Raw genomic sequence first — 19,887 nt, 5'->3', positions numbered from 1 at the left:
ATCGCATGTCCTTCAATTCAGGGTTCCGACTACCGAGTGATCACCGACTGACGCCAAGGAGCCTTGCATGAAGACGGAAGATTCGCAGAAGATCGTGCATGAAATCGCAGAATCCACCGACAGCCCGGAAGAAGTCGTCTCGCAGATGTACACCGATGCCGTGCAAGCGTATCAACGCGACGCGCGCATTCTCGACTATGTGCCGCTCTTCGCGGCGAAGCGCGTGCGCGAAACCTTGCGCTCGCGGACCGCGTCACGGCGGTGACGAAGCCGTAGCAACCGATCCGCAATCCATTCGCGTCACAACAGCTTCGCGGCGGCACGCATGCGGCGCTTGCGTTCTTTCGCGAGCGCATCGAGTGCATGGCCGGCCGCCGCTTCGTCGGCGAACAGCGTCTGGTTGTCGCGCAGCAACTGCTCGCTCGCGACGACATCGTTCAACGCGCCGAAGCGCTTCTGTAATTTCTTCAGCGGCTTGATGGCCTTCAGCTGCTTTTTGGCCAGCATCGGCTCGAAGAACTCGGTCAGATAGCGCAGTTTCTTGCCCGCCTTGCGGACCTCGTGATACGACGCATAGTCCGAGCGCTTCGCTCGCGCGGCGCGCTTCATGCGCTTCGCCATTGACTTTTGCGCCGCCCCGAGACGCTTCCGCGCGAACTTCGGCAGCGGCGTGCGTTCGTGCGCGGTGTTCAGTTCGCGGTTCGCTTCCTTCAGCGTGTCACGCAACGCGCCTTTCACGTCGGCCTGTTCGAGGGTCTCACGGCTCGAATCGAGCGACTTGGAGCGGGCGGCGTGCATCGCGTCGCGCGGTTGCTCCTCCGCGTCTTTCGTTTCATCGAGCAACGCGATCAGGATGTCCCAGTCGCGCGTCTTGCCAGCGGCGCTCGCGTAGAACTTGAAAAGCGCGCGCTGCTGGTCGTCGAACTGTTCGTTCAGCAGCGGCCGATACGCCCACAGCAACGTGCGCAGGCGCCGCAGCGAGACGCGCAGCTTGTGCAGGACTTCAGCGTCGGGATCCGCGCGCAATGCGGCTGCGCAAGCGAGCGCATTGTCGATCAGCGGCGCGGCGTAGTGCGAGAAATGGGCTTGCGCGTTGCCATCGTGCGGCAGCGCGGTCCGTGTGTCGTCGTTCATGGTGCTCCCTGAATGGGTTGCTGACCCGGTGTGTCTGTAATGATCGAGTAAGCAATTCAGGTTCCTGCATTCTGCACGTCACGTCCGTTGCGGCGCACGATGCCGCGCGGGCGTTGCCGCTCATTGGCAAATCACTGACCGCTGAGCAGCAGATCGCAGGCGTCCGACGTGCAGCTCGCCACGGCGGGCAGCTTCAGCGACGGCCACGGGCGGCGCTCGGCCGTGATGAAGTCTTCGACGCGCTTCAATATCTGCCAGAACGCGTTTTCGACCGCACCCGCAGCGGCATACGCGGACGGCGTGAGCGTCCAGTGACGAAGCGTGGGCTCGCCATGAAACGCGCGCATGTCGACGCGTGCCGACTCGTCGCACAACGTCACCACGAAATCCATCTGCGGCGCCCATTCGCTCGTGAATTCCAGCCAGCTTTTCGGATTCAGCAGTTCCAGACTGGAAAAACCATGACGCAACTCTCCCATGGCCGCCGCGTGAACCTTGTCGGCGGGCTCGAGACCTGCGCTAAATGCGTCGAAATGCAATCCGTCCAGCTCGCGTAGCAAGGCTTCCGCCAAAATGCTAAGCGCCGCGTTGTCCCTGCAAAGGAACAGCACTCTTTGTTTTCTGGTCACCCTACACCCCGTCATGCAGATTTTATTTTTTGCGGGATTCTGAGCGCACAGTTTTTCATATTGGTGACAGAATCCCAATCGTCCAACCGATTCGCCGCAAGACCGTTTAGGTATCACGCCAATTTGCGTTCAGCCAGCCAGCGTTAACGATAATCAGGCGCCCGATCCCAATTGTCGGGTTCGGCGAGCATGACGGGCGCCGGGTGAGGCGCGCTGGGCGGGGCAACCCGGCCTTTCAGAGGCCGGATTGCCCGTGGGGTTACGCGGTCTGAAAGACCGGCATTTTTGAAGTTACTTGACGATCGCGAGCAGTTCGACTTCGAACGTCAGATCGCTGTTCGGCGGGATCACGCCGACGCCGCGCGAACCATACGCGGTCGCAGCCGGGCAGGTCAGCTTGGCTTTCTCGCCCACTTTCATCGTCGCGACGCCTTGCGTCCAGCAGGGAATCACACGGCCGAGCGGAAACTCCGCGGGGCCGCCGTGCTTGGCCGAGTTGTCGAACTCGGTGCCGTTCGCGAGCGTGCCGCGGTAGTTGACGCGCACGACGTCGGCCGCCGTGGGTTGCGGGCCGCTTCCCTGCGTCAGGTGTTCGACGACGACGCCGGAGGGCAGTTTCTCCGTCGATGCAGCGTTTGCGGTGAACGACACCGATGCGAGCGCGGCCGCAGCGAGCAGGGCAACAACTGATTTCACGCGTATCTCCTTGGTGTGAATGGCGAGCCTCATTCTAGCGGATCGCCCGTTCGCGGCAGGAGACCTGAATCAACTTGCTACAAATACGCGCGCGTTGCGCCATTGCGCGGTTCCAGCCGCTATGCACCTGGAACGGTTACGCCCGCGACGGGCCAAGACCCGCCGCGGGAAAAGCCGCGATTCGATGCGGCTCACGTGCGGCCCGTTCAGATCTTCGGGAAATCGACGACCGTGTCGTTGACCCGGTTGAACAGGTTGGTGAACGTGATGTCGGCGATCGCGAGCAGCGTCTCCGTAATCTGCTGATCGCTGTAACCCGCCGCCTTCACGGCATCGACGACTGCCGCAGGCACCGTGCCGCGCGACGCAAACACGGTCCGCGCGAACGTGGCGATGGCATTCAGATGCGCGTCGGCCGAATCGCGTCCTTCACGCAACGCGACAAGGTCGTCAGCCGCGATGCCCACTTTCTTCGCTGCCAGCGAGTGCGCCGCGAGACAGTAGTCACACTCAGCGACGCCGCTGATCGCGAGCTTGATCGCTTCGACTTCCTTGCGCGACAGCGCGCCCTTGCCGAGCGCATCGCCCGTTGCGAGTACGATCTGCAGCGCAGCCGGACTGTTCGAGCCGATGGCCGCATAAGCGTTCGGCACCATGCCGACCGCGCGCTTGATGCCTGTAAAGAGTTCCGCTGCCTGGCCGGTGGCTTCGCTGACGGGTTGGCGATTCAGACGTTCCATGATGTTCTCCATATGTTGATGAGATCGTTGCGTTGCGCGACTGGGTCAGCGCATGGAAGTCATTCTAGGAACGCGCGTTGCTACCGTGAATGCTGGTTCAAATCACGTTTATGCTCGAACGGCTCATCGGCTGATCGGCGTGGTGTACTGTCTCTGCTATATTCGTGCGACGTTTGCCCAATAACAGCGCCGTCAGCGGGAGCGCGTGCCATGAGCACTCACGGGATCATGCGGATAACAAAACGATTCGTACTGGTTGTGTTCGCGCTAATGAGCCTCACGCTCGGCGCGCTCAGCTGGGCCGACGACAACGCGCCGGCCCTCAGGGACAAATACGACGCGCTCGCGCCGCAACTCAAGTCGAACGTGTTCAACCGGCCGATCCATCTGGATTCGGAGGAGACGTCGAACACGTTGAAGGGCGACATCTATGCCGTCGTCGATTATCCGTTCGCCACTGTCAACCGCGCGTTCAACGACCCACAGCAAGGCCCTGCGAACTGGTGCGAAGTACTGATCCTGCATCTGAATACGAAGTACTGCCGTGCGTCCACCGGCGGCAACGGCGCGACCATCAGCATGAATGTCGGCAAGAAGGCAGAGCAGGAACTCGGCGACACGTACCGCGTGCAATTCAATTACCGGTCAGTGGCGACGAACCCGGATTATTTCCAGGTCGACCTGAGCGCGGCAACGGGACCGCTCAGCACAAAGGACTATCGCATCGTGCTCGAAGCCGTCGATATCGGCAAAGGGCACACGTTCCTGCACCTCACGTATTCATATGGATTCGGCACGGCAGGCCGCATTGCGATGAAAACCTATCTTGCGACGATAGGCAGTGCGAAAGTGGGATTCACCAAAGCATCGGGCGACTATGTAGGCGGCGTGCGCGGGCTGGTGGAACGCAACACGATGCGCTATTACCTCGCCATCGACGCGTACCTTGCTTCGCTTGCGCTTCCCGCCGACAAGCGCGTCGATCAGCGTTTCGCCACATGGTTCGATGCGACCGAGCAATATCCGCGTCAGTTGCACGAACTCGACCGGCAAGAGTACTTGCAGATGAAAAAGAACGAGTACCAGCGCCAGCAAACGGCGCAATAGTTCTATTCATCATTGCGCGGCGCGATGCCGCGCAGCATGCTTGACGGCTAGCGGTCGATGGCCGCCATATCGTGAATGCGCAGGAAGTCTTCCCGCTCGTCGTAAAGCGCGGCGAGTATCGAGTGTGCTTCCATGGGATCGAGATTGGGATCGGTGACGGTCATCATGATGTCGTACATGGTCACCGCGCCCGAATAGAACGCCGTCTCCGACTCGCGAAGCTGCGCCTGCGACACGCCACGCGAAATCTGACGCGCGCAAAATGCTTTCCAGAACGATTCAATGGTCAATGCCGCGTTCATCGTGCCCTCTCCGCTTAAACGCCATGGCTCGACCACGCCACTGCGGCGTTTGCTCTCTCAGGTTCCGCGTGCAATCGGATTGCACTGCAAAGCGGTGCATCCGTGCACATCTGTTAAGCGCGATTGAATTGAGTACATCAAACGGCCGCGCATGTTTTCTCGACGCAAAATATGACAACGCGATTTTCATCACGCAATGTCTACGCCAGGATATTGCCGCTTGATTCGCCGATAAGCCGCGCACATGACGCGGCCCAACCGCCTTTGACACGCAGGCCTTAGCAACGCAAAGCCGCTTGAAACGCCGCAATACAAGGCATTCACGAGCACCTGGATCGAGACCCGCGCGTTGTTCTTATCATAGTAGGTTTATACCGCACTGCAACCTGTTTGCAATGCAGATACGTCAGGCATTTCGTTTTCTTCCCGAATGGAAAGTGAAGTGCATATATGACTTAATGATTTACCGGTTGTCGCGCGGGCACAAAGATAAAGCCGGAAAATCATTCGTCGTTTAGCGATGCGATACGTGTGCGAATATGCAACGCGGCGTGAATGAATCACGCCGCTTGCAACGTCGCGCAAAGTCCGAGTTCAGGCCGCAGCGAGCTTGAACGAAGAAACGGTATCGTCGAGTTCGCGGCCCTGATGACGCAGCGATTGCGAGGCAGCCGAAGCCTGCTCGACCAGCGCCGCGTTCTGTTGCGTCACCGTGTCCATCTGCGAGATCGCCTGGTTGATCTGTTCGATGCCGCGCCCCTGCTCTACCGAAGCCGCCGCGATCTCCTCGATGATTTCGGAAACGCGCGCGACGGCCTGGTTCACATCGGCCATCGTACGGCCCGCGTCATCGGCGAGAGAAGCGCCGCTCTGGATCTCATGCACCGAGCGCGCAATCAGCTCCTTGATCTCCTTCGCCGCTTGCGCCGAGCGCTGCGCGAGACTGCGCACTTCGCCCGCGACCACCGCGAAGCCGCGGCCTTCCTCGCCTGCGCGCGCCGCCTCGACTGCGGCGTTCAGCGCGAGAATGTTCGTCTGGAACGAAATGCCTTCAATGATCCCGGTGATCTCGGCGATCTTGCTTGAGCTGGAACTGATCGCATCCATCGTCGTCACTACGCGTTCGACGGTGTGGCTGCCGCGCTGGGAAATCTCCGACGCATTCGATGCCAGCGACTTCGCATGCTGCGCGCTATCGGCGTTCTGCTTCACGGTCGAGGTCAGTTGCTCCATGCTCGCCGCCGTTTCCTGCAGCGATGCAGCCTGCGCTTCCGTGCGGCGGCTCAGGTCGCTGTTGCCCGTGGCGATCTCATTCGTCGCCGTGGAGACGTTCGCGCTGCTCGATCGCACGCGGCCGACCGTTTCGGTGAGCCGGTCGTTCATGTCGCGCAGCGCCTTCAGTAGTTCGCCTGCTTCGTCATCGCGATCGACGACGATACGGCTCGTCAGGTCGCCCGTCGCAACAGTGCGCGCGACTTCGACGGCGCGCGTGATAGGTTGCGTGATCGAGCGCACCATGCGCACGGCCAGCACGAGCGATGCGAGTATCGCCAGCGCGCTCACGCCGAGAATGGCGTTGCGCAGCATCGCATAGCGCTCCTCGAAGTTCTGCACGATCTCGCCCTGGCGCGTCTTCGTGTAGGTCGCGTAGTCGTCGGTTGCCTTGACGAGCGCGGCCAGCAGCGGACGGCAATGGTCGTCCATTTCCTTGATCGCCTCGTCGTGATGGTTGTTGAGCGCGAGGCCCACGATGTTCAACGCAACGGGCCCATAGAGCCCTTCGACGCGATTCATCTCGGCGACCAGCGAACGAGCAGTGTCGCTCGTGTCGCTCGCGCTGTTGATCATGTCGTTGAGCTGCTTGAGCTTGATGCCGACATCCTCATGCGCGCGTTTTACGGCAGCCGTCTCGAGGTCGAGATCCGCCTGGGTCGTGACGAGCACCAGATTGCGCGCAGCGATAGCGCGGCGATCGACGGCCGCGCGCAGTTCGGCCGCCACCTGCGCGCGCGCGTCGATGCCATGCACATAGTGGCCGAACGCTTGCGTCGTGCTGGCAAGGCTGAACAGCGAAACAACGGAAATAACGACAGCTATGGCCGCCATCGACAGGAAACCGACGAACAGCCTCGTTTTGATGGTCAAGTTCTTTTTCACTACTGGCCCCCGGGTTTTGCAAGAAAATCTGCTTTCGCGATGAATCTTTTTATGCGAAAAAAACGCCTGCTCTCAGGTTTCAGGCGTTGTTCGTGCAGCGTCCGCGCTGCCTACGGGTTCTGCGCGCGGATTCGCTTCGACTTACTGGATATCGGCTTCCACCTCCCAAATATTTAACATTTGAGGGTTTTTACGAAGGCATTTGCTCGTCGTCGAGTGACAATCGGCAGGATTTCCCGACCAAAGTACTCAATGCGCGAAAAAGATGGGAGAAGCGGGCAGCGCCGATGCGCCACCGGCTGAGGCGGCAAAACGTATGCCGTGTAGGCTTTGGTGAAAGGGAAGGATCAATCCCAGTTTTCGTCGATCCATTCGATCGCCCACGTGCGCGCGCATATCATGGCGTCGGATTCGTCGACGAACGAATCGATGTCGCCCGATTGATGCACTTCGGCGGGCGTATTCGCCGTCGCCCCGCGAGTGAGCTTGGCTTGGGCGACGTAGTGGCCGTCTTCGTCGTGCCTGGCCCGGCAATCGATGTGAAATCCCTTGTAGTCGAAATGCATGGCAAACCTCCTGTAGCGAAGAAAGTGCGATGCAATCCGGGCTTGGGTTTCTCCCGGCGGATGAATCAATCGTAGCATGGCAAATCGCGTGCTCGGTTTTCCTTTTTCGTTGCATTGCACGCTAGCGGCCACCATTTCAGCCGTTGCAACCGTCGTGCGCCATGCAAACGCGATACCTTGCCGGTGTGGAATGCCCGTTGCTGCCTTCAATGACAGGACATCCGATAACAGCGTCAGACGAACAGGGGGCACAACATGCACGACAGAACCTTCACATCAACCCGAAGTCGCGTCTGGACGGCGGCACGCTTTGCCGCGCATTCGATGCCGCCGCGCGTGCTCGTCGTCGACGACTACATCGACTCGGCGGACGCACTCGCTGCGTTTCTCGCCAACAGCGGCTTCGACACACGCGTCGCGTACAACGGCTGCGACGCGTTGAAGATCGCCAACGAGTGGCACCCCGACAGCGTCGTGCTCGACGTCGCGATGCCGGGCGTGTCGGGGCTTGCGGTGGCGCGTACGCTGCGAGAGTCGCCGGGAACGGCTTGCGTGCCGCTGCTCGCCTACACCGCCTGCGAGACGGGCGACAACTACGCCGAGTTGCGCGCAGGCGGCTTCGACGGCGTATGTGCGAAGCCCGTCGATCCGCTGATGGTCGTCGACATCCTCACGACGCTGCTGGCCATGCCAGCACTGAAGCGCGGGTACTATCACTCATGATGGACTCGCGCCACAGCGCGTGACTCCTGCGCGACTTAACTTGTAAGGGACGTTCCGTCCCGTTAATCTGACGCGCATCGCCGTTGCGGAGCGCGTCCATGATCACACTACGAAGTCTTCTCGCGGCTTTCACCGTCGCCCTGCTGACTTCGTGCGCGAGTCTGCCGCCGCAGGCCGATCGCATCCAGACGCACGCCGTCACCGACACGCAGAACACGCGGCTCGCCATCGCGTTCACGCCGCAGGAACAACGGCATCCCGACGAAACCGCGTTTCACCTGCTGCCCGACGCCGTCGATGCGCTCGTCGCGCGCCTAGTGCTCGCGGAAGCGGCAGACCGCACGCTCGACTTGCAGTACTACATCTGGCACGACGATCTGACGGGCCGCGGACTGGCGTCTGCCGTGATGCGCGCGGCTGATCGCGGCGTGCGCGTGCGGATTCTGCTCGACGATCTCGGCACCAATGCCGACGACAATCTGCTGCTCGCGCTCGACTCGCATCCGAACGTGCAGATTCGCCTCTTCAACCCCGTTGCCAACCGCAGCTTCAAGAAGCTCGGCATGGCCGCCGAGTTCTTTCGCGTGAACCGGCGCATGCACAACAAGTCGATGATCGCGGACAACCAGGGCGCGATACTCGGCGGGCGCAATATCGGCGACGAATACTTCGGTGCTTCGAGCGACGTCGCGTTCGGCGATCTCGACGTGCTCGTGCATGGGCCTGTCGTACACGAGGTGTCGTCGGCATTCGACCTCTTCTGGAACTCCGAGGCCGCGTATCCGATCGACGGGCTGATGGGCCGCAAGGCGGACCCGGCGGCGCTCGCCGACGTACGCAAACAGCTCGACACGTATCTGGCCTCCGAGGAAAACAACCCGTACGTCGTGAACGCGCGCGCACGGCTCACGCAGGTCATCCATTCGCAGGATGCCGTGTTTTCATGGGGCAAAGCCACTTTGCTCTACGACGATCCCGCGAAAATCACGCGCGCGCCGGGCGACTCGCAAGGCCAACTGATGACGCAGTTCAAGGCACTCGAATTGCAGCCGACGCAGCAGATGCTCGTCGTCTCGCCGTATTTCGTGCCCGGAAAAGAAGGCGTCGCGTGGCTCTCGGGACTCACGCAAAAGCAGGTGCGCGTCACCGTGCTCACCAACTCGCTTGCCGCCACCGACGTCGCCGCCGTTCATGCCGGCTATCAGCGCTACCGCAAGGCGTTGCTCGAAGCAGGCGTGCATCTCTACGAACTGAAGCCCGTCGCGGACGACAAAACAGCGGACAAAACGGCGGACAAGACGGAAGACAAGAAGCATCTGTTCGGCTCGTCGAAGGCATCGCTGCATGCGAAGACTTATGTGTTCGACCGCAACAGCATCTTTATCGGCTCGATGAATCTCGATCCGCGTTCGGTCGAACTCAACACGGAGATCGGCGTGTATTGCGAGAGCGCGCCAGCTGCCGCGCAGGTTGTCGATACGCTCGAGCCGAACCTCGATCGCATCGCATGGCGGCTCGAATTGCGCGCGAATGCGAACGGCACGAGCAGTATCGTCTGGATCGACACGGCGCCCGACGGCACCGTCAAGGTACTCGATAGCGAGCCGGACGTATCGGCGATGCGCAAGGCGGGTATCTGGTTTCTGAGCATTTTGCCGATCGAATCGCAGCTGTAGCAGAGTCTGCGCGACGGCGCTGTCTTTACGCGGTCTTTACGCGCACCGTGCGTTTCTTTTGAAAATCTCGACGGCGATGTCCGTAGAGTGCTTGCATCCGGGCTCGTACCAGACGATATGCAGGAACAACACAATCTAGCCAAAGTACGGTGGAGGTACACGCTTATCAGGCTCGCATTGATGGCGGCGAGCCTCGCGTTATGCGCCGCGTTGCCGTTCGGCCATGCGCAAGCGGAAACCGCGCCTCAGGTATCTCAAGCTTCGCCAGCGCCTCTGGCACCTCAGGCCGCCGACACGCCCGTTCTTCCCTCTCCCGCCGACATCGTCGCGACCTTGCGAGCGCAATTCCGCGTCTCAGCCGCCGACGCGCTGACGATCGCGCAAGCCGTTCTCACTGAAGCCAACCGCTATTCGATGTCGCCCGTGCTGCTGCTGTCGGTGATGGCCGTCGAATCGGGCTTCGATCCGCGCGCCGTGAGCACGCTCGGTGCGCGCGGGTTGATGCAGGTGTTGCCCGCCGCGCATCCGCGCGCGTTCTCCAACGTGAAGGAACTGGACGATCCCGCCATCAACGTGCGAATCGGCTCGTCGATTCTGCGCGGTTATCTCGATGCTGCCGGCGGCGATATCGATGCCGCGCTGTGGCGCTATAGCGGCGGCGGGAAAGGGTATGCGCGCCGGGTGGCGCTGCATATGCGGCGGTTTAGTGCGGTGTTGGGCAGCAACGCGCAGCCGGTCGTGAAGGTATCCGCGGACACGCTTCCCTGACCTCACCCCCCGAGCGTCATCAACTGCTGCGCGAGCGCATGCGCGTGCGGCGTGAGCGCGGAAAAATCCCGCGCGCACAGATGCAGACGCCGCGTCGTCCACGCCTCCGACAACGGCAACACGACGATATCCGCATCGCCCAGCGCCTGCGTGCAGGCCGCAGGCAAAATCGCGATGCCCACGCCCGCCGCGATCAGCCGACCCAGATCGGCGACGTTGCGCAAGCGCACGCGGGACTGGAGCTGTCGTCCGAGCCGGGACGCGTGATCCGCCAGATGACGCTCCAGCGCCGCATCGGACAAACCCACGAACGCCTCATCGACGATATCGGCAAACGCAACCCGTTCGTCGTTCGCCACGCGATGCGTGCGGCTCACGGCCACCACCAGTTGATCGTCGGCAATCACATGCGTCTGCAGCGCAGCAAGATCGGCGCTATCCGCGACGATGCCGAGATCCGCCCGCCCTTCGGCGACGGCCCGCACGATGTCCGCGCTCGGACGCTCGTCGATATCGACGGATAGATCGGGGTGTGCGGTGAGGAAGCGGCAAAGCTGCTCGGGCAGGAACGACGCGAGCGCTGCCGTGTTCGACATCAGATGCACGCGGCCCTTGAGGCCCTTTGCGTAGTTGCGCAGTTCGCCGCGCATCTGCTCGATCTGCCCGACGATCAGCCGCGCGTGACGCACGAGCGCCTCGCCGGCGGGCGTCGCGCGCACGCCGCGCCGCGTGCGTTCGAGCAGCGGCGCGCCCAGCGCGGATTCCATGCCGGAGATGCGCTCGCTCGCGGAAGCGAGTGCGAGGTGCATCGCCTGAGCGCCGCGCGTGAGGCTGCCATGCTCGACGACCATCAGGAATAGCCGCAGGTCGGTGAGGTCGAAACGCGACGTGGTCGTCATCTTCGTCTAAGGCGAACTCTGGCATCGGAGAATCCCGATTGTATCCGCGAAGCGCGCGCCGCTATGATCCGTCGGATGAACAATCTATTCCTCGTAGCGGGCGCCGGGCTGGTCGCGGGCGGCATGAATGCGCTGGCGGGCGGCGGCTCTTTCGTCACGCTGCCGGCGTTGATCGCGGCCGGCGTGCCTTCGGTTCAGGCGAACGCATCGAGCACGGTCGCGCTGTATCCCGGCGGGCTCGCGAGCGCGTGGGCGTATCGCGACGGGCTCGGGCCGATCGGCGCCGTGTCGTTGCGCGCGCTGCTGATCACGACGCTCGTCGGCGGGATCTGCGGCGCGTTGATGTTGCTGCTCACGCCGTCGAAGACCTTCGATATCGTCGTGCCTTGGTTGTTGCTCGTCGCGACCGTCGCGCTTGCGTTTGGCCGGCGTTTCGGCGAATGGATGCGCGCGCGCTGGCACATCGGGCGAGCGGCTGTGCTCGTGGTGCAGTTTGCGCTGGGTGTGTATGGCGGTTATTTCGGCGGCGCCGTCGGAATCATGATGATGGCCGTGTGGGGACTGCTCGATAGTCGCGAGTTGAAGTTGCTCAACGCGCCGCGCACGCTGCTGGTGAGTGCGGCCAATACGATGGCCGTCGTTACTTTTATCGTCGCGCGGGCGGTGCATTGGCCGGAAACGATCGTTATGCTGATCGGGGCGTTGATCGGGGGATATGGAGGCGCGTTGGTCGGCCGCCGCGCGTCCGCGCCAGTTATACGTTATGGCACATTGCTCGTTACGGCTGGCATTACGATTGCGTTTTTTGTGCGTGCGTATGGATCGGGGAAATGACTTCAGCGGCGTGGGCACGGCGAGCACGATCGCCACGATGGTGTGAAAGGTTCTAAGTGGGGGTTGTGGTTTGTGTTTATTTGGGCGGTTCGGGTTTGCGCTGGCATCCGCGCGTCACGGTGTTTGATGTTTTGGCCTTTGCGCTGGCATCCGCGTCACGGCGTTTGCCTCTGCGCTGGCATCCGCGTTTTGTTAGCGTGCTTCAGGCGTCGCCCCTGTGCGGGGCGGCACCTACTTTTCTTTGCCGCCGCAAAGAAAAGTAGGCAAAAGAAAGCGGCTCACACCGCCAGCCCTTGTTCTTATCCACGGGCCCCCAACGTCCCCACGCTTCACACGGTAGTGGCCAGGCTGGTGCTCGTTGCCAACGCTTTGAATGAACGCCTCACCCGCTTCAAACACCCGCACTCGGGCAAACGGCAGCGAATGGTATCTGCCGCCCAGGTGGCAAACTGTGTGTAGGTTGTCGCGATGTGTACGTTAGTGCTCTTACATGGTGGGACACGTGCGCTATCGGTCCGAAGTGAGGCGGCTGAGGTGCTACGGCCTACACACAGTTTGCCACCTGGGCGGCCGCGGAATATCTGGCACGGCGAGCGGTGATGCGGGCGCGCGAAGCGGGTGAGGCGCACCGCAAGAGCGCTGGCAACGAGTATGGGTCACTTGATTGCCGTGTGAAGCATAAGAACCTTCGGGGGCCCTCAGGCAAATACAGGAACTGGCGGTGTGAGCCGCTTTCTTTTGCCTACTTTTCTTTGCGGCGGCAAAGAAAAGTAGGTGCCGCCCCGCACAGGGGCGACGCTTGAAGCACGATAACGAATCGCGGATGCCAGCGCAGAGGCCAAAACATCAAACGCCGTGACGCGGATGCCACCGCAAACCCCAAAAAACCAAACCAGCCGCGCCAGGCGCTCAGCCTGCATGCCCCTGCCGATGCAACGGCTGCTGCGCCTCATCGACATGCGGCGGACGTTTGTGATCGCGCGGGCCCACGTCATGCCCACTCTGCCCGGCCACCCGTGCCGACCCCGCCTGCGGACGATGCTCCGCGTGCCTCACAGGCGCACCATCATGACGATCCGACCGATGCGGATCACGCACATACGCGGAACGCTCGCCATGCGAATGCGCACGATGCTCGTCCCGACGCGGCGGCATTGCCGCATGCACGGGCGGACGCCCACCACGATGCGCCATCTCAACGCGCAAATGCTCGCGTCGGCGGAACACTTCGGCGCGGCGGTCGCCACGCGCATAGAAATGCCGATGACGCTTACCATCCGGGCCCACCACCCACAAATACGTGCTGCCACCGACGAACACCACATCGCGATCGATAACGCCCGCAATATAGACATCGCTCGGCGCAGACACATAAACAGGCTGCGCAGGCGCGCGCACCACAACAGCAGGCGGCGGTGGCGGCGGTGCCTGCACGGCAACGACAGCGGGCTGCGGCCTCGGCCGCGCGGGCGCCGCGGAGATCTGCTGCTCGCTGGTGACGCAACCGGCTAACGTCGCGAATGCGGCAACCGCCGCGAAAGATGTGGCCAGCTTCATCGTGTTCAAATGCGGCTCCCCGTTTTATGTGGTCGTTCTGATTCGCCCGCATTAACGGCAAAGTCTTACAGAAGCTTTAGCTCGACAGGTACGTGGCCGCATGGCCGCCGCCTGTATCATCGGCCTGTGTCGATCTGCGACACCCCGCACGAGCACAACGCAATGCCTTCGAGGAGCACCGCGTGAACGTCAGCGAAGCCGTCACCAGCCGCAAATCCGTCCGCCAGTTTCTTTCGACGCCCGTTCCACCCGACGCAATCCGCCGCGTGCTCGCCACCGCCGCGCGCTCGCCGTCGGGCGGCAATCTGCAGCCCTGGCATATCCACGTGGTAGGCGGCGACGCGCTCGCGCGCCTCAAGCACATCATGCGCGAACGCGTCGCGGATGCGCCGGACGGCGAAGCGATGGAGTACAACGTCTATCCGCCGGGCCTTCACTCGCCGTATCGCGAGCGGCGCTTTCAGGTGGGCGAAGATCTTTACCGCAGCATCGGCGTGGCGCGTGAAAACCGGCCCGCGCGCCTCGCGCAGTTCGCGCGCAACTTCACGTTCTTCGATGCGCCGCTCGCGCTCTTTTGCACCGTCGACCGGCGCATGGGCCCACCGCAATGGGCCGATCTCGGCATGTTCATGCAAACGGTCATGCTGCTGTTGCGCGAAGAAGGGCTGCATAGCTGCCCGCAGGAATGCTGGGCGCAGTACCCGCAGACGATCGGCGCGTTTCTCGACTTGCCCGCCGACCGCATGCTGTTCAGCGGCATGGCGATCGGCTACGAAGATACGGATGCCGCGATCAACCAGTGGCGCTCGCAGCGCACGCCGCTGGACGAATTCGCTCAGTTCATCGGCGTCTGACTATCAGCGGGAAAGTGTCACGACCCCATCGCGGGCATGAAGTTGAACGACGGTGTACGCATCAGCGGTCCTTTTGGCCCACGCGGGGCCACTCATGTTGCCAATACGACTGCTACGACTTTCGGTGATCCGGCCACTGTATTCTGACCGCGATCGATGAAAGCGCATGCATAAAAGCAGCCCGCCGTCGCGTTTCGCGCTTTGATGCGAAAATCATGGTTTCCTGAAGCCAACACGAGTGCATCCGATGTTCGAAGCCACCATCAATACCGCGTTGCCCAAGGCCGAGTTCTATCAGGAACTGGCGTCGCAGGCGCGCTCGCTGCTCGAAGGCGAGGCAAATCAGATCGCCAATGCCGCCAATCTGTCGGCACTGCTCTTCAACACCCTGCCGGAACTGAACTGGGCCGGTTTCTATTTCGCGATCGAAGGCGAACTGGTCGTCGGTCCGTTTCAGGGCAAACCCGCCTGCGTGCGTATTCCGATGGGCCGTGGCGTATGCGGCCGCGCAGCCGAAACGCGTGAGACGCAGGTCGTGCCGGATGTCGATGCGTTTCCAGGGCATATCGCGTGCGATTCGGCGTCGCGCTCGGAGATCGTGATTCCGCTGCAAAAGGCAACTGGCGAACTGGTCGGCGTGCTCGATATCGACAGCCCCGTGCTCGCGCGCTTCGACGACGAAGACCGCCGTGGCCTGGAAGAGGTCGCGCGGATTTTCGTCGCTTCGCTGAACTGAAAAGCTGAACACCTGGCGGGCGCCGCCTCTTCCCCAACACGAAGCCTATGCACTAAGATCGCGTTCACATCGTCTCTTCCAGGTGAAACGCGGTGGATCTCAACGACGTCCGCATCTTTGTCAGCGTCGTCCAGACTGGCAGTCTCATGAACGCAGCCAGCCGGATGGACGTGCCGCTCGCCACCATCAGCCGGCGCATTCGCGCACTGGAAAAAGAGCTGAACGTGCAACTGCTGGAGCGTTCGGCGCGCGGCACCCGGCTCACCGATGCCGGCGCGCGGCTCTACCAGCACGCAAGTCTCGGCGTCGAGATCCTGAAAGACGGCGAGGAAGCCGTCGTCTCCGATCAGGCCATGCTCAAAGGCCGGCTGCGCCTGTCGCTGCCTCCCGCGTTCGATATCTGGTGGGATCTCCTGCACGACTTTCAGCGCCGCTACCCCGACATTCGCGTGCATGTGTACACGACCGAACGGCGCGTCGATCTGATCGAGGAAGGCATCGACGTGGCGTTGCGCGTCGGCGCCATTGCGCATGAAGCGATGGTTGCGCGGCGCATGCTGTCGTATCGTCACGTGCTGGTTGCGAGTCCGCAACTGATCGAGCGTTTCGGCATGCCGCACGAACCGTCCGCGCTCACCCGTCTGCCCTGCGCGCTCTGGAACCGCGCGCCCAATGACAGCAGCACATGGCAGATCGGTAAGACGACGGTCGAACCGCACATCGTGCTGACCACCAACGACTATGCGCAGCTTCGTTATCGCGCGCTGAACGGCGAGTTCGTCACCGAGATTCCGCCCTTTCTCGCCGCCGAACCGATCCGGCAAGGACGGCTCGTGCCGCTGCTGCCCTCGTACCCGTTGCCGGATCAGCAGGTCAATCTGCTGTATCCGTCGCATCGGCATCCTTCCGCGATCGTGCGGACCTATCTCGAGTTCTGTCAGTCGCGCATTGCATGGTTCGTGGACCAGTGCGCGATCGAATGGAAATCTGCCTTACAGGAAGCGTCCGCGTCCGATTCGCTCGCGCAGTCGAAATAAAAACCCCGAAGGCCGTTCGACCTTCGGGGCAGTTTCAGCGCGAGCGGCAACAACCGTCAGATGCTATGCAATGCGCATCTCACAGCGCCTTGCCCGCCGATTCAAGCGCAGCCGCCACGCCTTGTCCATAGGCGGGATCGGCCTTCGTGCAGTGCTCGACGTGCAGCTTCCGGATCGGCTCCGACACGCCAGCCAGCGCGCGCGCCGTGTTGTCGAACAGTGCCTGCTGCTGCTCCGGCGACATCAGGCGGAACAGATTGCCCGGCTGCGAGAAGTAGTCGTCGTCGGTGCGGTGGTTCCAGTGGTCGGCGGCCCCTTCGATCGACAGCGGCGGCTCGCTGAAGTCCGGCTGATCGAGCCATTCGCCGCGCGTGTTCGGGTTATATGGCGTCGCGCCGCCCATGTTGCCGTCGACGCGCATGGAGCCGTCGCGGTGATAGCTATGCACCGGGCATCGCGGCGCGTTCACGGGAATCAGGCTGTGATTCACGCCCAGGCGATAGCGCTGCGCGTCGCCGTACGAGAACAGCCGGCCTTGCAGCATCTTGTCCGGCGAGAAACTGATGCCCGGCACCACGTTGGCGGGATTGAACGCAGACTGCTCGACGTCGGCGAAGTGGTTGTCCGCGTTGCGGTTCAGTTCCATCACGCCGACTTCGATCAGCGGGTAATCCTTCTTCGGCCAGATCTTGGTCAGATCGAACGGGTTGTACGAGGTCTTCGATGCATCCGCTTCCGGCATGACCTGGACGAACATCGTCCACTTCGGGAATTCGTTGGCTTCGATCGATTCGTACAGGTCGCGATGCGAACTCTCGCGGTCCGCGCCGACGAGCGCCGTTGCTTCCGCATCCGACAGGTTCTGGATGCCCTGCTGCGTGTGCAGATGGAATTTCACCCAGAAGCGTTCCTTGTCGGCGTTGATGAAGCTGAACGTATGGCTACCGAAACCGTGCATATGACGGAACGACTTCGGAATGCCGCGATCGCTCATCACGATCGTGATCTGATGCAGCGCTTCGGGCAGTTGCGTCCAGAAGTCCCAGTTGCTTTCGGCGCTGCGCAGGCCCGAGCGCGGGTCGCGTTTGATCGCGTGATTCAGGTCCGGAAATTTCAGCGGATCGCGCAGGAAGAACACGGGCGTGTTGTTGCCGACGAGGTCCCAGTTGCCTTCATCCGTATAGAACTTCACGGCGAAACCGCGGATATCGCGCTCGGCATCGGCTGCGCCGCGCTCGCCCGCTACCGTCGAGAAGCGCGCGAACAGCTCCGTCTTCTTGCCGATCTGCGAAAAGATCTTGGCGCGCGTGTACTTCGAAATGTCATGCGTGACGGTGAACGTGCCGAATGCGCCCGAGCCTTTCGCATGCATGCGGCGCTCGGGAATCACCTCGCGGTCGAAGTGCGCGAGCTTCTCGAGGAACCACACGTCCTGCAGCAATGCCGGGCCGCGCGGGCCCGCCGTCTGGGTGTTCTGATTGTCTACAACGGGTGCGCCAAAAGCAGTCGTCAGCTTGTTCACGTCTAGCCCTCCAACACTTATAGGAAGCTCCGGGGACACGCCACCGGATCGTACTGTGGGATTTCCAGCGACTGCGGTCGCCATGGCAGATCGGCAACCGCTGTCTCTGGAGGCGAAATCGGGGACGGTCATGCCGTCGTCATGTCGGTCCGCGAAGTGCTCACCACGTGCGGACCGGTTGCTGCGGGAGCGATCTTAGCGCCATTCGAACAAGCGAGCAGAGAAGGGGCGAGCCTTGAATTGCAAGGCATGCAGCGCGTGCAAGATGCGCTGCCGGAAGCGCATGGCGGATGAATGACGTTCAATGCACGCCGGGTCAAAGTGCTATGAGTTTGCGAGATCCGATAAAAATTTTAAGTTAGCGCTCGCTTTATTGTCCCTGTCATATACGTACCAGATTGCCGGACTATGACAGATAACTAACGAAGAACACGCCGAACGACACTCGATGTCCACCGCATTCGCCCACACAGTCGAAGCAAGCTTCGCGACGCTGACGCCCACGGCCAAGCGCATCGCCAGCTACATGCTGGCGAATCTGGAACGCCTCGGCCTCGAAACGGCGGACCAGATCGCGCATCAGACGGGCACGAGCGGGATATCGGTGGGGCGCTTTTTGCGCAGCGTCGGCTATCGCAATCTCGACGACCTGAAGCGCGAGTTGCGCGGCGCGCAATCGCGCCCATGGTTCATCACCGACCGGCTCGACGCTTACCGCAGCGAACGCGACGACAGCGGCGCGGACGGCATCGATACGGGCGACGCGGGCGATGCCACCACCGCGCGCTCTCTCGATCTCGAAGTCGATGCTATTCGCTACGTGTATCAACTTGCGCAAGGCGAGACGTTCGCGCGCATCGCGCAGCGCATTGCCGAAGCGGATGCTGTCTTCATCCTCGGCATTCAATCGACGCGCGGCATTTCCAACGCGTTCTACAGCTACCTGGAGTACTTGCGCCCGCGCGTGTTCTATTCGGACGGCATGTCCGGCTCGTACGTCGACTCGCTCAATTCGGAGTTCGCGTCGCCGTATCTGATCGTCACCGACACGCGCGCCTATTCGCGCATCGCGCGGCGCTATTGCGAAGCGGCGACGCGGCGCGAATTGCCGTTTGCACTCGTCACCGATCTCTATTGCCCGTGGGCACGCGAATATCCCAGCGACCTGATTCAGGTGAAGACGGACGTTGGCCAGTTCTGGGATTCGCTTGCGCCGCTTACGTGCCTGTTCAATCTGCTATTGACGTCGATCGTTGAACGATTGGGTCCGGCTATCGACCAACGTGTTGCGCGCAACCGCGAGTTGCAGCGCGAACTCGATCAATTCGACCTCTGATTCTCATGACCGATACCCCACAACTAATACATGTCACTCCCGAAACGCATGGCGTCGAACTCGACCTCGCCTATGCGACCGCCAACAACTTCACCGGCAAGCCGATTTACAAGGAAGCGCACTGCCTGTTGCTCGCGCCCGCCGAAGCGGGATTGCGCAAAGCGGTCGAACTCGCGGCCAGCATCGGCATGAAGCTGCGCATTTTCGATGCGTACCGTCCGCCGCAGGCGCAACAGGTTCTATGGGACTTCTTGCCCGATCCGACTTATATCGCGGAACTCGGACGCGGCTCGAATCATAGCCGCGGCACGGCGCTCGATCTGACCTTGATCGACAGCCATGGCGAAGCGCTCGACATGGGCACCGGCTTCGACGCGATGGTCAAGGAGTCCGAGCATTTTCACAAAGGGCTGCCGCAGCATGTGCAGCGCAACCGCTTGCTGTTGCTCGGCATCATGCACGCGTCCGGCTTCACGCATATTGCCAGCGAGTGGTGGCATTACGAAATACCCGGCTCGCGCGCGCTGCCCATCATCGACAACAGCGAAAGCGGTCCGTTGAAGCTGATGTAATCCACGTTCTTTTTGCAGCCTTCCCACGCATGTTCCCTCTCG

General features: G+C 61.8%; 21 protein-coding genes. 11 read left to right on the top strand and 10 right to left on the bottom strand.

Annotated elements, in window-relative coordinates:
* Positions 1 to 67: 67 nt before the first annotated feature.
* Positions 68 to 265, top strand: coding sequence for a DUF3562 domain-containing protein (locus C2L65_RS17205; RefSeq protein ID WP_042314971.1), 198 nt, complete (start codon positions 68 to 70; stop codon positions 263 to 265).
* 35 nt (positions 266 to 300) lie between these two features.
* Here C2L65_RS17205 and C2L65_RS17200 read toward each other — a convergent pair whose 3' ends face one another.
* From C2L65_RS17200 to C2L65_RS17185, 4 genes are all read right to left on the bottom strand, one after another.
* Entirely contained in the window at positions 301 to 1,134 is an 834-nt protein-coding gene (locus C2L65_RS17200; protein WP_042314973.1) for a CHAD domain-containing protein, read from the bottom strand.
* Positions 1,135 to 1,265: 131 nt separating this feature from the next.
* Positions 1,266 to 1,694 carry an arsenate-mycothiol transferase ArsC gene (locus C2L65_RS17195; protein ID WP_416365544.1) on the bottom strand — a complete coding sequence of 143 codons (429 nt, stop codon included), beginning with the start codon at positions 1,692 to 1,694 and terminating at the stop codon, positions 1,266 to 1,268.
* A gap of 360 nt (positions 1,695 to 2,054) precedes the next feature.
* Positions 2,055 to 2,459: an FKBP-type peptidyl-prolyl cis-trans isomerase gene (locus C2L65_RS17190; RefSeq protein ID WP_042314990.1), complete on the bottom strand. Its 405-nt coding sequence runs from the start codon at positions 2,457 to 2,459 to the stop codon at positions 2,055 to 2,057.
* 206 nt (positions 2,460 to 2,665) lie between these two features.
* Positions 2,666 to 3,199 carry a carboxymuconolactone decarboxylase family protein gene (locus tag C2L65_RS17185; protein ID WP_007745126.1) on the bottom strand — a complete coding sequence of 178 codons (534 nt, stop codon included), beginning with the start codon at positions 3,197 to 3,199 and terminating at the stop codon, positions 2,666 to 2,668.
* 228 nt (positions 3,200 to 3,427) lie between these two features.
* Between C2L65_RS17185 and C2L65_RS17180 the strand changes: the two genes are divergently transcribed.
* Entirely contained in the window at positions 3,428 to 4,306 is an 879-nt protein-coding gene (locus C2L65_RS17180) for a hypothetical protein (RefSeq protein WP_042314977.1), read from the top strand.
* A 47-nt stretch (positions 4,307 to 4,353) separates the two neighbouring features.
* On the opposite strand, the gene C2L65_RS17175 is transcribed toward C2L65_RS17180, so the two are convergent.
* From C2L65_RS17175 to C2L65_RS17165, 3 genes are all read right to left on the bottom strand, one after another.
* On the bottom strand, positions 4,354 to 4,608 hold the full coding sequence (locus C2L65_RS17175) for a hypothetical protein (RefSeq protein ID WP_042314979.1): 255 nt from the start codon (positions 4,606 to 4,608) through the stop codon (positions 4,354 to 4,356).
* A gap of 594 nt (positions 4,609 to 5,202) precedes the next feature.
* A complete protein-coding gene (locus tag C2L65_RS17170) occupies positions 5,203 to 6,714 on the bottom strand; it encodes a methyl-accepting chemotaxis protein (protein ID WP_233446609.1) in 1,512 nt (503 codons plus the stop codon).
* A gap of 398 nt (positions 6,715 to 7,112) precedes the next feature.
* Positions 7,113 to 7,331, bottom strand: a complete 219-nt coding sequence (locus tag C2L65_RS17165; RefSeq protein ID WP_007586771.1) for a hypothetical protein — start codon at positions 7,329 to 7,331, stop codon at positions 7,113 to 7,115.
* A gap of 255 nt (positions 7,332 to 7,586) precedes the next feature.
* Between C2L65_RS17165 and C2L65_RS17160 the strand changes: the two genes are divergently transcribed.
* From C2L65_RS17160 to C2L65_RS17150, 3 genes are all read left to right on the top strand, one after another.
* Positions 7,587 to 8,054, top strand: a complete 468-nt coding sequence (locus C2L65_RS17160) for a response regulator (protein ID WP_042314981.1) — start codon at positions 7,587 to 7,589, stop codon at positions 8,052 to 8,054.
* 98 nt (positions 8,055 to 8,152) lie between these two features.
* A complete protein-coding gene (locus tag C2L65_RS17155; RefSeq protein ID WP_042314983.1) occupies positions 8,153 to 9,730 on the top strand; it encodes a phospholipase D family protein in 1,578 nt (525 codons plus the stop codon).
* 180 nt (positions 9,731 to 9,910) lie between these two features.
* Positions 9,911 to 10,498 carry a lytic transglycosylase domain-containing protein gene (locus tag C2L65_RS17150; RefSeq protein ID WP_042314985.1) on the top strand — a complete coding sequence of 196 codons (588 nt, stop codon included), beginning with the start codon at positions 9,911 to 9,913 and terminating at the stop codon, positions 10,496 to 10,498.
* A 2-nt stretch (positions 10,499 to 10,500) separates the two neighbouring features.
* Here C2L65_RS17150 and C2L65_RS17145 read toward each other — a convergent pair whose 3' ends face one another.
* Positions 10,501 to 11,397, bottom strand: coding sequence for a LysR family transcriptional regulator (locus tag C2L65_RS17145; protein WP_042314986.1), 897 nt, complete (start codon positions 11,395 to 11,397; stop codon positions 10,501 to 10,503).
* Positions 11,398 to 11,472: 75 nt separating this feature from the next.
* Here C2L65_RS17145 and C2L65_RS17140 point away from each other — a divergent pair, with 75 nt between their 5' ends.
* Positions 11,473 to 12,231, top strand: coding sequence for a sulfite exporter TauE/SafE family protein (locus tag C2L65_RS17140; RefSeq protein WP_042314993.1), 759 nt, complete (start codon positions 11,473 to 11,475; stop codon positions 12,229 to 12,231).
* Positions 12,232 to 13,140: 909 nt separating this feature from the next.
* Here C2L65_RS17140 and C2L65_RS17135 read toward each other — a convergent pair.
* The gene (locus tag C2L65_RS17135) at positions 13,141 to 13,788 is read right to left on the bottom strand and encodes a hypothetical protein (RefSeq protein ID WP_233446608.1); all 648 of its coding nucleotides are present in this window, start codon (positions 13,786 to 13,788) and stop codon (positions 13,141 to 13,143) included.
* A 182-nt stretch (positions 13,789 to 13,970) separates the two neighbouring features.
* Here C2L65_RS17135 and C2L65_RS17130 point away from each other — a divergent pair, with 182 nt between their 5' ends.
* From C2L65_RS17130 to C2L65_RS17120, 3 genes are all read left to right on the top strand, one after another.
* Complete coding sequence (locus C2L65_RS17130) at positions 13,971 to 14,642, top strand: nitroreductase (protein WP_042316606.1); 672 nt, start codon at positions 13,971 to 13,973, stop codon at positions 14,640 to 14,642.
* A gap of 247 nt (positions 14,643 to 14,889) precedes the next feature.
* Complete coding sequence (locus tag C2L65_RS17125; RefSeq protein ID WP_042316611.1) at positions 14,890 to 15,378, top strand: GAF domain-containing protein; 489 nt, start codon at positions 14,890 to 14,892, stop codon at positions 15,376 to 15,378.
* A 92-nt stretch (positions 15,379 to 15,470) separates the two neighbouring features.
* Positions 15,471 to 16,415 (top strand): LysR family transcriptional regulator, encoded by a 945-nt coding sequence (locus tag C2L65_RS17120; protein ID WP_042316613.1) that lies wholly within the window; start codon positions 15,471 to 15,473, stop codon positions 16,413 to 16,415.
* A 79-nt stretch (positions 16,416 to 16,494) separates the two neighbouring features.
* On the opposite strand, the gene C2L65_RS17115 is transcribed toward C2L65_RS17120, so the two are convergent.
* On the bottom strand, positions 16,495 to 17,937 hold the full coding sequence (locus C2L65_RS17115; protein WP_042316616.1) for a catalase: 1,443 nt from the start codon (positions 17,935 to 17,937) through the stop codon (positions 16,495 to 16,497).
* Positions 17,938 to 18,385: 448 nt separating this feature from the next.
* Here C2L65_RS17115 and sapR point away from each other — a divergent pair, with 448 nt between their 5' ends.
* Both sapR and ddpX read left to right on the top strand, forming a co-directional pair.
* Positions 18,386 to 19,273 carry a sap1 transcriptional regulator SapR gene (gene sapR, locus C2L65_RS17110; protein ID WP_042316619.1) on the top strand — a complete coding sequence of 296 codons (888 nt, stop codon included), beginning with the start codon at positions 18,386 to 18,388 and terminating at the stop codon, positions 19,271 to 19,273.
* A 5-nt stretch (positions 19,274 to 19,278) separates the two neighbouring features.
* Positions 19,279 to 19,845, top strand: a complete 567-nt coding sequence (gene ddpX / locus C2L65_RS17105; protein ID WP_042316621.1) for a D-alanyl-D-alanine dipeptidase — start codon at positions 19,279 to 19,281, stop codon at positions 19,843 to 19,845.
* Positions 19,846 to 19,887 lie beyond the last annotated feature (42 nt).

Source organism: Paraburkholderia terrae (assembly GCF_002902925.1).
GTDB classification, from domain to species: domain Bacteria; phylum Pseudomonadota; class Gammaproteobacteria; order Burkholderiales; family Burkholderiaceae; genus Paraburkholderia; species Paraburkholderia terrae.
The sequence above is the reverse complement of the archived record's forward strand: the minus strand, read 5'-3'. Positions and strand labels throughout refer to the sequence as shown.